Below are 12,947 nucleotides of genomic sequence, written 5' to 3'. Positions count from 1 at the left end.
TGGAAATTATATTACTGAAGAAGCCTTCAAGAATAGCTTTGTGCAACAAAGCCATATTGGCCTGAAAGTTTCTATCAATCCAATCTAAATTACGCCAGTTATAATTACGGGTAAGTAGTTCACCCTCTGTGTCAGCTTTAATGCCATTTGCTCAACTGCATAACCATGCAGATTTCCATTTAAATATTGAGTACCAATATTAAGTGTCCAGTCATCGTTAAAGGTATGTTCAATGCGTAACTGTAGCATGTCATTATCATTATATAAGCGATTCCGGTTCTTGCCAGTTTCCCACCAGTACTCTGCCGGGTCAAAATTATATCTTTTTTGTCCTTCGTAGCGGGTAAAACCCCGGTCTAAAGCATGCTGGTTACGTAACAGATCAGCTTCTAAGGTCACTTTAGTGGTGTCTGAAGGACTCCATTGAATAACAGGTGCAATATTCCAGCGCTTTGAATCAACATGGTCGCGGTAAGTATCTCCGTTTTCTCCCATGACATTTAAGCGGTACATAAGACTCTCATCTTCAGTTAAAGCGCCGGCTGTATCTAAAGTGCCCCGCAACAGGCCCTCATGATCAACACTCAAACCTAAAGTTGTTTTTTGTTCAGCATGGGGTACTTTACTAATGACATTTAATGTACCTCCCGGATCACCACGGCCATACAAACTAGAGGATGCACCTTTTAATACTTCTATACGTTCAATGGTATTACTGTCAGGTGCATTGGGATAACCACGATTAATTGGAAAACCATTCCGGTAGTATTCACCACTAGTAAACCCGCGTGAGGTAAATGTGGTTAAACCCTGACCACCAAAGTTATTTGCCCGCCCTATACCTGCTACATCAAGAGCTTCCGATAAGCGGGTAGCTTGAATATCGTTTAGGACTGCTTCAGAGACAACCGTGACTGCCTGAGGAGTATCTTTCAATAAGGTATGAGTACGTGTGGCAGAGCTTGCCGTACTGACCTTATAGGCTAGATGAGCATTATCAGTTTTGCTGGTTGCCTGTAAACTGATAGTAGGTAATGAGCTAATTTGGTCATTTGCAAATACGAAAATAGGACAGCTAAGTGGTAACAAACCGAGAAGTAGGTGACGTTTTAACACAGAATATAGTTTCACAAGATTTTTATGAAAATGATTATATTTTACATTTTTAAAAAGTAAATATAATCTTCATAATATAATCTATCGTTATAGTACTTTATTAGATATAAGTCTCTGCTTAACTTGAATTTAATATAAAAGAGCAAAAACAGATTGTTCATTTCTGCTAAAAAAGAGAAGTAATATAAGTATTAAATAGATAGGAAGTTACCGAGCCAAACACTCTTCATTAAATTATGATATTAAAAGCAGCAGAAGAAATAACCGAACCGCGGCTGGGAACACCATCTGGATAAAGTAATTCAACTAAACACCAAATAGTTTTAAGTGCGCTTTAAGTGACCATATTTTAAATAAATAAAATAAAGACTTAGAAGAATCAATAACCAGAATATATAGTCTAGAATAAAGTATAGGTAGTGGAACTCGTCTAAACCTATAACTAAGGATAAAGGATCAATACCGATGCTACCTACAGGCGAAATTTCTCCATCGATAAGAAATTGGAAAGGTGCTCCTCCAGCTATTACCTCATCCTTCTCGATTGTATCGACGGCTAGACGTTCAACATCAATAGTAGTCTGGTAGAATAAAGAACTATAAGTCGCTACCAGTGCTAACATATTTAAATATATTATTTTTTTGATCACTTGATCTATCCATATCTTTTTTATCTTTAGTCCCCAAAATCAGGTATATCTTAGAATTGTATTTTAATTTTAGTTTGTTATATCAAGCAGAAACTATTTTAAAGGATTCTAGAGGTGGCTTAAAAAGGTTTAAATTAAATTTTAACCTAATCAATACTTAATAAATAAAAATATAATTTTGCAGTTGTTGTTAGCTTATTAATCATCCCCATGAATCAAAAATAGAACTTTTTAAATTCAATACCAAAGGAGTACCTAAAATTCTGTAACTGTCAGGCAATGTATTTTATCTCTTTTAGGAGCTTTCTATGCTATTCACCAATCCATTATTGGCCATTTTACTCATTCCAACTCCGCAACAGTTGGTCATGGACTCATCTGCAGTACAAGAGTGCCGAGCAGAGCAGTTAACTATTCAGGTCGATAATAAAGCAGGTGATTTTAATGGTATGTCACATTCTGGTACAGAAATTAAAATTTATAATAAAGGACCAGAATGCCAATTCCCGGCACGTCCACGAGTTAAAATTTATGGCTCAGAAGATAAGATTTTGCCTTTGGAAAATGGTACCAGACCTGAACAGCTGGCTCAAAATTTAGTAATTAATAACGGGCAATATGCTGTGATGCAATTACGTTGGGTATCAAGTCCTGTCTATAATGAAAACAAAAAATTAAAAGCAATTACTCTGAGCGTAGATACACGGTATTCGGTATTAAAAGTTCCTCTAGCAGCTGAAATCTATATTCCTGCTAATGTGAAAATAGGAACATTTGAACAGACTCCCCTACGTATAGTAGAGGGTAGAAGTGAACGTTAATAATGTATCTACGATAAAAAAGAAAGTAGCTTTTCATAGTAGTCATATATTGGAACACGCTATCTAACTTATAAAATTTTGTAAGTTTTCACTGACATCAATAGGCGCTTATAACTGCTATGCAGTCGATGAGAATATTTTTATGATGAAGTCATGAAGGAACAGGATGTTCCAGAACATAAAACAATAATAATAAGTTTCAGCACCAGGACTGTGAGATAAGACAGGAGTTATATCTAGCAACCTAATATGAGAAACCTCGGCAGGATGCCGGGGTTTCTTATTACTCAATTATTTTTAATCGAAAAACCTATGAAGCAAATTAGCTGTATAAATCTATTTACAGGACACGAATAAATTAAATATTTATCACTTATGCATTTAATTTTTATGGGATTTTTTAAGACTTAAATAGTGGAATACTGTTGCAGTTAATTGTAATAGCACTACACTTATCGTCCATACAGGTAGTAAAAAATATAAGCCAAATAAAATACTGATATAAATAATTTTTTGGAATTGATTACAATTTTTCCACTGTTGCCATAGGCCTTGGTTAAACTTTCGTAACGTATCCAAAGGTCGTTGGTAAGTCCACCATGCCCGATAAGAAAATATTAGTACTAATAAGATTATGGCTGCAGACAGAACTAGCAAAACTTGATTTAGCCAGCCGAACAGAACCCCAATATGTAAATCTACTCCCCAGCGTGTTAATTTTGCAGATAATGGAAAATCACTAAATCTTAAATGGTCAATAATATGTTGAGTTGACATATCTACCGCTAAAGCATCGATTTGAATTGGCCAACGATGATTCATTTCTTCTATCGACCAGGCCCGATCTTTTTGATAACTGGGTTTAATTTGTAATGCTTGTGCGTTTAAACCATTTTGATGAGCAAGCTCGACAATACGATCAAAGTTTTTGAAGTTTAATTTAGTTGAAAGATGTTGGCCTGAAATATCCATCTGCATGTAATGTTCAGCATGTGGATTTGTCACATTCATCGTTTTTGGATTTAATGCCAGATACAAAGTTGGTGTATCACTATTGAGTAAATGGCGAAGTTGTGCAATGTTTGCTCCGCTCCATTTTGACCATGTTAAACCGGTAATAGAAAAGAAAAATAGCATCGGTAATACAGTTAAACCGAAAATATAATGCCATTTGATAAGTGAATGGCGTGAATGAATGGATTTATTTTTTTTACGATAGCTCCACCATTGAATCAGGCCAGTTAAAGCGAATAGTCCTAACCAGCTTGCTGCAAATTCGCTATATATACGACCATACTCACCTAGTAATAAGCTGCGGTGTAACTGGTCTAAAAAAGTTCTTAAAGGTAAAACCCCACTGGTACCGTAAACAGGAAGTTCACCTTGGATCTTTAATGTATATGGATTTATAAATATTGCCTTAACTGTATCAGGGTTGTCGCGCACCTGATAAAGAATGCGTGTGGTATGTTCAGAAGTCTGCGGTGTTCGAACTGCAAATATCTTTGCATCATGAGGTAAAACAGTTGAGGCAGCTGCAACCTGTTGACTAAGAGGTTGAGTTTTATGGTTTGGGCTATGTAGTGCGGATAGCTGCTCTTTATAAATAAAGCTCTCAAGCTGGGGCGTTAAGCCATAGAGTAGCCCTGTTAAAGAGGCAATAAAAATAAAAGGGGCAATTAAAATCCCTAATTGATTATGAAGCAGCTTTAACAATTGGTATTCAACATATGACTTTAAAAATAGATTATATTCAAAAAATGAGCACTAGAAGAATATTAAATTATATAATCTTTATGCGATAAAACTTGAATAAAATCATGCTAGCTATGATGTATAGAAGTATAGTTAAAGGCTTATATAAAAAATTCAGTAATATTCAAAATTCTTAAATCAAACTGTTATTTTTGAAAATTTTTTCTAATGATGATTAAGCTCTGTTATATGTTACTAAAATTACCAGTTCAAATTATAACGCTATAACTCGTTAAATCATGCACCAGCCCTCTATCTGCTTAGATATAACCATATACATGTATGATTTAAATCATAAGTACGATGATTAAATCAGAATAAATATAAGTTCCTACACTATAACATGCAGAAAATTAAAAAATTATTAGTAGGAAAAGAATTTAAAAATCTCATTTTTTTTTACCAATATTCTTTAATTCTAATAGCGTTAGTTTTTAAACATGAATTTAACTCACTTTCCAATGAGACTAAATCATTTTTATTCATGTTGTGATTGCGGTATAAATCTATTCATGTTCTGAAGCGCTCCAGTAATTCACTTTTGATAAGACCAAAAGGCGCAAAACCGATAAGGCTGGAAAGTTTAAAAAGAGCAAAAAGATTTTTTAGGTTTATCTCGGAAATTAGGGTACTGATCACAATGAATAAAGAGTTTACATTTACGATTAAGAGTATTTGTTTCGATGAAAACTATCGTCCAGCAGACAATACGCGCCTTACCACCAACTTTGCTAACTTGGCAAGAGGGATGAGCCGTCAGGAAAATTTGCGCAATACGTTACGGATGATTGATAATCGTTTCAATGCCTTAGCTTATTGGGACAACCCTAAAGGCGACCGCTATGCTGTTGAGCTTGAAATCATTTCAGTTGAAATGAATATTGATGTGCAAAACCATAGCAGTGGGCTCCCTTTGATTGAAATATTGAAAACCAATATTATCGATAAAAAAACCGGTAAATGTATTGAAGGTATTGTGGGCAACAATTTTTCTTCTTATGTCCGTGATTATGATTTTAGTGTGCTGTTGCTTGATCATAATAAAGATCAGCCTACCTTTAGCACACCAGAAAATTTTGGTGAATTACATGGCAACCTGTTTAGAAGTTTCATTAACTCTGAGACTTATAAAGCCAACTTTAAAAAAGCGCCTGTCATTTGCCTAAGCGTTTCAACAAGTAAGGTCTATCACCGTACTGAAAATGTACATCCTGTTTTGGGTGTCGAATACAAGCAAGAAGACTATTCATTAACTGATGAATATTTCCAAAAAATGGGCTTAAAGGTCCGCTATTTTATGCCGGCAAATAGCGCCGCGCCTTTAGCATTCTATTTTTCAGGTGATTTGTTGAGTGATTACACCAACCTTGAGTTGATCAGTACCATCAGCACAATGGAAACCTTCCAAAAGATTTACCGCCCTGAAATTTATAATGCAAATTCAGTTGCGGGTAAATATTATCAGCCAAGTTTGAAGAATCAAGACTATTCACTCACTCGCATTGTGTATGACCGAGAAGAACGTAGCCGTCTGGCTATTGAGCAGGGGAAGTTTGTTGAAGAGCAATTTATCAAACCATACCAAGCGATTCTTGAGCAGTGGTCTGCAAATTACGCTCTTAATTAATATACATACAGGTCATTGATCATGAAAAAATTATTACCGACTTCAACTGCTGGCAGCTTACCTAAACCGTCTTGGCTTGCAGAACCTGAAAAGCTTTGGTCACCTTGGAAACTCGAAAACGAAGGCTTGATTGAAGGTAAAAAAGATGCGTTACGTTTGGCATTACACGAGCAACAACTTGCTGGCATCGATATCGTCAGTGATGGTGAGCAAACCCGCCAACATTTTGTGACGACGTTTATTGAACACTTAAATGGTGTAGATTTTGAGAAGCGTGAAACAGTTCGAATTCGTGATCGCTATGATGCAAGTGTACCGTCTGTAGTGGGTGCGGTATCACGTCAAAAGCCGGTTTTTGTTGAAGATGCCAAGTTTTTACGTCAGCAAACCAATCAACCTATCAAGTGGGCGTTACCTGGCCCAATGACCATGATTGATACGCTTTATGACGGTCATTACAAGAGCCGTGAAAAACTGGCTTGGGAATTTGCTAAAATCTTGAACCAAGAAGCAAGAGAATTAGAAGCTGCTGGGGTAGACATCATTCAATTTGACGAACCTGCATTTAATGTATTCTTTGACGAAGTCAATGACTGGGGTGTCGCGACTTTGGAACGTGCCATTGAAGGCCTAAAATGTGAAACTGTGGTTCATATTTGCTATGGTTACGGCATTAAAGCTAATACAGACTGGAAAAAAACACTCGGTTCGGAATGGCGTCAATATGAAGAAGCGTTTCCGAAACTTCAGGCTTCTAACATTGATATCATTTCATTAGAATGTCACAACTCACATGTACCTATCGATTTACTCGAGCTTATTCGCGGTAAAAAAGTGATGGTCGGTGCAATTGATGTCGCATCTAACCAGATTGAAACACCAGAAGAAGTGGCGAATACACTCCGTAAAGCGCTTCAGTTTGTAGATTCTGACAAGCTTTATCCTTGCACAAACTGTGGTATGGCACCTCTTTCTCGTGAAGTGGCACGTGGCAAGTTAAATGCCTTAAGTGCAGGTGCAGAAATCGTTCGCAGAGAACTTACAGGATTGGAACTTACTGCTTAATATTTACCAATAAGTGGTATAAAGGGTTACTTTTTTGATGGCAGTTGATAATCAAACAAGTAACCCTCATTTTACTTACTACATGTCGTTCTAATCAGAACGCATGTCGATAGTACCTTCCTGATGGAGTTGGGTGGTATAGCAAACACACAGGAAAAAGTACGGTTCAATTTAGGAATAATGTCATGGTTCAGGCAACAGACTTTAAAAATGCAATGTCTTTACTCACAAGTGCAGTCAGTGTTGTGACCACGGCAGGTATGTCTGGCCGTTTTGGATTTACTGCCTCTGCTGTGTGTAGTGTGACTGACACACCACCGACATTATTGGTCTGTATGAACCAGGCTGCAAGCTCACATGCACATTTCCTGGATAACAAAATTTTAACAGTGAATGTTTTAGGCGCGCATCACGAACATATTTCAAAAGCATTTTCATCTAAACTCACGCCAGAAGAACGCTTTAAACATGGTGCATGGATTGAGTTGGAAACAGGTGCACCTGTGTTGGAAGATGCTTTGGTAAGTTTCGACTGCGAGATTGAGCAAATTCAACAAGTGGGAACTCACACTATTTTGATTTGTCCTATTGTTGCGATTCAACAAAGCCAGCATGATCAAAGTCTGGTTTATTTTAATCGTGCTTATCACCAAGTGGGCCAGACAGAAACTGCTTAAACCCACTCTTTATGCAAATGAAAATTTATTATAAAAGTTAAACGTTTAAATTTTTAAAACGCATGATCGTCATTCAGGTAAATAGTATGGGGGTTATCTATTGGTGAAGGTTAATTTCAGCGCGAACAATATAAAAATGGAGCCAGTTATCTGATCAATTTTTTTCAGAGTTTTACCTTGCTGTAGAAATCTCGAAATAGGTTTCATCAAAGTAATCAAAAATAATGACCATAAAATACCTAAACCCACATGAATGGCTACTAAGCTTAAAAGCCAATATGTAGAATTTTCACCAGTTGGAATAAACTGGGGTAAAAATGAGACATAGAAGAACCCGACTTTAGGGTTCAATATATTCGTAATCAAACCTTTTAAAAACCAATTTTCCTGTTTGTTAGGATTTGACGTTATCTCAAAAACTGTTCGAGGTTTAAAAATCAAGCCAATACCTAACCATACCAGATAAACAGCTCCTAACCATTTTAACAGGTTAAATGCAAGTTCAGAGGTAGCTAAAATAGCGCCTATTCCACAAGCTACGAGTACACCCCATGCTAAACAGCCACACGCAATACCTAAGGCTGCATTGAATGCTTTACTTTTATTTCCTACAGTAGCTGTTCGTATAATTAATGCTGTATCCAGTCCCGGAGTTATTGTTAATAGAATAATTGCTATAAAGAATGGTATAAGAAGCTCAGCCATATTCAGTCGATCAGGTGTAAAACTAGAGCCTATATGATAACGTCTGAATAAATAAAAATTAGACTCTATTATCAAAACTCGCTAAAATCGATAGATCAAAAGACCTGATGCGTAGAGCATTTGCTCATGTATATTAAATATGGATTGATATCCAGCCTGAGTACAAGTAAGAAAATATAAAAATTTTAATCATGTTTTTGTTTTTAATAAATATCTGATAATTTTAATAACTGTTATATGAACACTCATCCTGATAAATATCATAATATTTATTATATATTTAAAAATAGAATAGTTCAGTATGCCATTAATTGTTTTAAGGGGAATATAGAAATAGAGAGCGTAATGTTTGCTCATCAAGATTAAGCAGGGTTACTTAATATAGAAACAAGTAACTTCAATTGAGAAAAAATCAGTAAAAATTATATAGAATAAAAAAGCATAACCCTTAAAGGATCAGTTATATATCTGACCATCTAAAGGTTATGCCTTAAAATAGCTGATTCATAAATTTCCTGAATTATATTTTTTAGCTGTGCTTTACCTGGTTGCGGCCATGATTTTTGGCATGGTAGAGATTGTTGTCGGCAATTTTTAATACTTCTGTAAAACTATTTGAGCTCTCGGGCCACGACGCAATACCAATAGAGGCCGTGATTCTGCCAACATTATTAATAATATATGTTTCTACGGCATGGCGAAATCTTTCAGCACTTTCATAGACCTCTTGTTTATTAACATTTGGAATAATTACAATAAATTCTTCACCACCATGACGGCAACAAAGATCATTTTTGCGGAAATTTTCCAACATGATTTTAGCCAAAGTTTTTAGTACTTCATCACCTTCATCATGACCATACGTATCATTAATACGTTTAAAATGGTCTATATCAATTAGAAGTACAGAAAAAGGAACTTTAGAATCTATCATTCCTTTTGTAAAGAACTGCATCCCTCTACGGTTTAATAAGCCAGTCAGTGGATCTGTATTAATACGATGATCCATTTCGGTCAGCTTATGAGAAAATTTACGTGCGCTTAATAAAAGTGATAACTTGAACTTGGTGACTTCATAGTACCAAGGATTAATCCTTTTGATTCTTTCTTCGATTTTAGGCTGATTTAGCAGACTGGCCATATTGGCTAGGTTATGTAACGGATTGGAAATAACAAGTGCAAATCTCCAGACAATATAAAAAATAAGCAGATAAAACAGGAAAATTCCGCCTGTAACTTTATAAATAATAGTCGATGCCTGCTCAAGTAGCTCATTAGTGGGCTGCTGAGAGACAATAAGCCACTTGGTTGAGGGGATGTATGAAAAGCCAGCAAGATTATCTACGCCTCGACTGTTTATCAAACGGATATTTCCATTTTTGGTCGCCTGCATGTATTTCAGGCCTGTATTATTCCTAACAGTTTCTCCAATTCTTTTTGTATCAGGGTGAAAAATAATCTTATTATTCTGATCAATCACATACATGTAGCTCTTTTTATAACTGTAGTTGATCGTTAAGAGATGGTTAATAATATTTTTCTGCTTTAAGTAAATGGCTGAGCCTATAAAGCCCTTATAGTTATTATCTTTATCAAAGATAGGCTGGGACAAGAAAACAATCAGATTATCTTTTACAGAGTAATAGGGTGAAGAAATATAAGTTTTTTTATTTTTAAGTGAGGCTTGAATTCCGGGCGTGGTCTGAATTTTATTCCGGTCAATATTTAAAATGTTGGAAGAAAAGTTGATGAGCCTGCCTTCAGCATCACCAATGACTACACTGTTATAGTGATCCGACTGGTATTTAAGACGATCAACTTCTGCTTCTCTTAACGCAAAACTGTTAAAGTCTTTCCCCAAAGATTGAGCACTGTACTTGAGTTCTTTTAATATATTTTGAAAATGATTGTCTGTATTAAGGGCAATTTTATTTGCATATTCCGAGTTAATCGCTAAAGAGTTGCTGATCAACTGGTTTTTTACGATTAAATAACTCACGCCTAAAGATACAAAGAAGAGTGTAGATACGCAGAATACGATTAATAAAAGTATTAATTTTCTCAAGTCCAGGTCAAAAGACTTACCCAGTTTTCTCATGAACATCATAAATTAATCAAATTCTGACATATTTCGGCTCATAATACCTTTTTAATTTAATAATGTAGATGAAATTGGATGATTTATTGAACAATAATTCTGTTTTTAATAATTTTATTGTTTATAGAAGTTTTTACTATGTCTCTTTAAAAGTCTTAAACCATTTATGGAATAACGAACTTCATAGATGACAAGCCGAAAGATAAAGAATATTTCTAAATCATCTAAGCGATGACAAACCCTGAATCACCACGCGCGCCGTCTAGCTGTTTTTTCTAAATCATCTAAGCGATGACAAACATACCATTAATTAATATTTCATCATTCCATAATTTCTAAATCATCTAAGCGATGACAAACAATCAATTTCAAAAAACCGAACAGGTACTGTCTTTCTAAATCATCTAAGCGATGACGAACATAAAGTGGATTGCACGCTTACTGAGTCGATTTTTCTAAATCATCTAAGCGATGACGAACTATGAGCGCCGTATTGCGGATAAACCAGGTAATTTCTAAATCATCTAAGCGATGACGAACCCTTTGAGCGGCTTGTCTTCAAGAATGACTATTTTCTAAATCATCTAAGCGATGACGAACGGTAAATTGATGTGTTGATTTGGTTTCTTGCTTTTCTAAATCATCTAAGCGATGACGAACACCAGTTTTTCGCTCAACTTTGATTAAGCCTTTTTCTAAATCATCTAAGCGATGACGAACGGTTAAAGTCAATTTCTACGAGCTTGACGAATTTTCTAAATCATCTAAGCGATGACGAACGCAGATGCGGTCAAACAAGAGTTTGGGATAGACTTCTAAATCATCTAAGCGATGACGAACACTTTATCACTTTTTTTTGTTTTACCTTTAGTCTTCTAAATCATCTAAGCGATGACGAACTTGGACTCTGCAATAAAATAAGCAAAGAAGGTCTTCTAAATCATCTAAGCGATGACGAACTTCAAATTCATCGCGCTCATCATTAAGATCACCTTCTAAATCATCTAAGCGATGACGAACAGCTGTCAAATCCATTCCGGCATCACCGTGTTCTTCTAAATCATCTAAGCGATGACGAACATAACTTTTTCTCTATAACAGAAACTTGCTGCCTTCTAAATCATCTAAGCGATGACGAACACTGTCTTGCTTCGGTTCCTTTGGTTCTGTCTCTTCTAAATCATCTAAGCGATGACGAACTTACAAGTAGCAATACCTACGCCCTTGTAAATCTTCTAAATCATCTAAGCGATGACGAACAGAAGGCATCAAACACCCAAACTGCTTTTAATCTTCTAAATCATCTAAGCGATGACGAACGTCAACAGGCTCAAGAACAGAATCAGCAGCAACTTCTAAATCATCTAAGCGATGACGAACCAATCGAACCTACTCGCCAATCTGCCCCCATACTTCTAAATCATCTAAGCGATGACGAACTTTTATATGATTCACGCCGATTAAAAACTTTTCTTCTAAATCATCTAAGCGATGACGAACCAGGTGCTGCGGCAATAACACACAAATGTGATCTTCTAAATCATCTAAGCGATGACGAACATGCACGCGGCAATATTGCATACAACCCTAAACTTCTAAATCATCTAAGCGATGACGAACTTGTTGAATCAAAACCTCTATACGAAGACTCACTTCTAAATCATCTAAGCGATGACGAACAGAACTAAATGCACAAGTATATACACCATATTCTTCTAAATCATCTAAGCGATGACGAACCTCACAAGATTGCCAATTCAGTCTATGCTGTTCTTCTAAATCATCTAAGCGATGACAAACGAACCGCTTGCACCTGATTATTTTGATTTTCTTTTCTAAATCATCTAAGCGATGACAAACTTTCTGGATACTGCTCAATGGTCAACATTTGTTTTCTAAATCATCTAAGCGATGACGAACCTATATTATATTATGAAACCCATTACAAGAGATTTCTAAATCATCTAGGCGATGACGAACTGCTGCTTAGAAAAACTAGAGCGTGGCCCGAATTTCTAAATCATCTAGGCGATGACGAACTGTTAATCGCGATTTCACTGCCGCGACGTGAATTTCTAAATCATCTAGGCGATGACGAACAATCTGATTGAACAGTTGGGCGGGTATGAGAATTTCTAAATCATCTAGGCGATGACGAACATGTTAGTTCAAGTGCAAGTGTCGGAATAGATTTTCTAAATCATCTAGGCGATGACGAACCCGGTTCTAACTTGGATTCAGTCGCGGACCTGTTTCTAAATCATCTAGGCGATGACGAACGGTTTAGGCGGCCCAAATTCAGGATATACATTTTTCTAAATCATCTAAGCGATGACGAACATGCTGCAACTTTAGATCAGTTAGCTTCATCTTTTCTAAATCATCTAAGCGATGACGAACCATTATCAAAAAGCGGAGTACATGACGAAACAT

The 12,947-nt window shown here is 36.0% G+C and carries 8 protein-coding genes, 1 pseudogene and 1 CRISPR repeat array (1 of these 10 cut by a window edge); of the genes and pseudogenes, 4 read left to right on the top strand and 5 right to left on the bottom strand.

The window, feature by feature from the left end:
* Positions 1 to 52: 52 nt before the first annotated feature.
* Positions 53 to 1,068: pseudogene (locus tag ACRAD_RS08390) on the bottom strand (TonB-dependent siderophore receptor); the annotation flags it as partial.
* A 371-nt stretch (positions 1,069 to 1,439) separates the two neighbouring features.
* A complete protein-coding gene (locus tag ACRAD_RS08385) occupies positions 1,440 to 1,739 on the bottom strand; it encodes a hypothetical protein (RefSeq protein WP_005026535.1) in 300 nt (99 codons plus the stop codon).
* Positions 1,740 to 2,074: 335 nt separating this feature from the next.
* Here ACRAD_RS08385 and ACRAD_RS08380 point away from each other — a divergent pair, with 335 nt between their 5' ends.
* Positions 2,075 to 2,587, top strand: a complete 513-nt coding sequence (locus ACRAD_RS08380; protein ID WP_005026526.1) for a hypothetical protein — start codon at positions 2,075 to 2,077, stop codon at positions 2,585 to 2,587.
* A 381-nt stretch (positions 2,588 to 2,968) separates the two neighbouring features.
* On the opposite strand, the gene ACRAD_RS08375 is transcribed toward ACRAD_RS08380, so the two are convergent.
* The gene (locus ACRAD_RS08375) at positions 2,969 to 4,303 is read right to left on the bottom strand and encodes a PepSY-associated TM helix domain-containing protein (RefSeq protein ID WP_005026523.1); all 1,335 of its coding nucleotides are present in this window, start codon (positions 4,301 to 4,303) and stop codon (positions 2,969 to 2,971) included.
* A 679-nt stretch (positions 4,304 to 4,982) separates the two neighbouring features.
* Between ACRAD_RS08375 and ACRAD_RS08370 the strand changes: the two genes are divergently transcribed.
* From ACRAD_RS08370 to ACRAD_RS08360, 3 genes are all read left to right on the top strand, one after another.
* Positions 4,983 to 5,969, top strand: coding sequence for a DUF1852 domain-containing protein (locus ACRAD_RS08370; RefSeq protein ID WP_005026521.1), 987 nt, complete (start codon positions 4,983 to 4,985; stop codon positions 5,967 to 5,969).
* Positions 5,970 to 5,990: 21 nt separating this feature from the next.
* Complete coding sequence (locus tag ACRAD_RS08365; RefSeq protein ID WP_005026518.1) at positions 5,991 to 7,034, top strand: methionine synthase; 1,044 nt, start codon at positions 5,991 to 5,993, stop codon at positions 7,032 to 7,034.
* Between the two features lie 185 nt (positions 7,035 to 7,219).
* Entirely contained in the window at positions 7,220 to 7,711 is a 492-nt protein-coding gene (locus tag ACRAD_RS08360; protein WP_005026507.1) for a flavin reductase, read from the top strand.
* Between the two features lie 93 nt (positions 7,712 to 7,804).
* On the opposite strand, the gene ACRAD_RS08355 is transcribed toward ACRAD_RS08360, so the two are convergent.
* Together ACRAD_RS08355 and ACRAD_RS08350 are read right to left on the bottom strand one after the other, a co-directional pair.
* A complete protein-coding gene (locus tag ACRAD_RS08355) occupies positions 7,805 to 8,416 on the bottom strand; it encodes a LysE family translocator (RefSeq protein WP_005026506.1) in 612 nt (203 codons plus the stop codon).
* Between the two features lie 529 nt (positions 8,417 to 8,945).
* Positions 8,946 to 10,514: a sensor domain-containing diguanylate cyclase gene (locus ACRAD_RS08350; RefSeq protein WP_005026505.1), complete on the bottom strand. Its 1,569-nt coding sequence runs from the start codon at positions 10,512 to 10,514 to the stop codon at positions 8,946 to 8,948.
* Positions 10,515 to 10,726: 212 nt separating this feature from the next.
* Positions 10,727 to 12,947: a CRISPR direct-repeat array (repeat unit 28 nt; unit sequence TTTCTAAATCATCTAAGCGATGACGAAC) (it continues 1,287 nt past the right edge of the window).

It is taken from the genome of Acinetobacter radioresistens DSM 6976 = NBRC 102413 = CIP 103788 (assembly GCF_006757745.1).
Classification (GTDB): domain Bacteria; phylum Pseudomonadota; class Gammaproteobacteria; order Pseudomonadales; family Moraxellaceae; genus Acinetobacter; species Acinetobacter radioresistens.
Note: the sequence above shows the minus strand (reverse complement) of the source record. Positions and strands in the feature narration are given on the sequence as shown.

What these genes read in the sequence shown, in the direction of transcription:
- ACRAD_RS08385 (WP_005026535.1), bottom strand. Translation starts at nt 1,739, where the DNA reads ATGTTAGCACTGGTAGCGACTTATAGTTCTTTATTCTACCAGACTACT.
- ACRAD_RS08380 (WP_005026526.1), top strand. Translation starts at nt 2,075, where the DNA reads ATGCTATTCACCAATCCATTATTGGCCATTTTACTCATTCCAACTCCG.
- ACRAD_RS08370 (WP_005026521.1), top strand. Translation starts at nt 4,983, where the DNA reads ATGAATAAAGAGTTTACATTTACGATTAAGAGTATTTGTTTCGATGAA.
- ACRAD_RS08365 (WP_005026518.1), top strand. Translation starts at nt 5,991, where the DNA reads ATGAAAAAATTATTACCGACTTCAACTGCTGGCAGCTTACCTAAACCG.
- ACRAD_RS08360 (WP_005026507.1), top strand. Translation starts at nt 7,220, where the DNA reads ATGGTTCAGGCAACAGACTTTAAAAATGCAATGTCTTTACTCACAAGT.
- ACRAD_RS08355 (WP_005026506.1), bottom strand. Translation starts at nt 8,416, where the DNA reads ATGGCTGAGCTTCTTATACCATTCTTTATAGCAATTATTCTATTAACA.
- ACRAD_RS08350 (WP_005026505.1), bottom strand. Translation starts at nt 10,514, where the DNA reads ATGAGAAAACTGGGTAAGTCTTTTGACCTGGACTTGAGAAAATTAATA.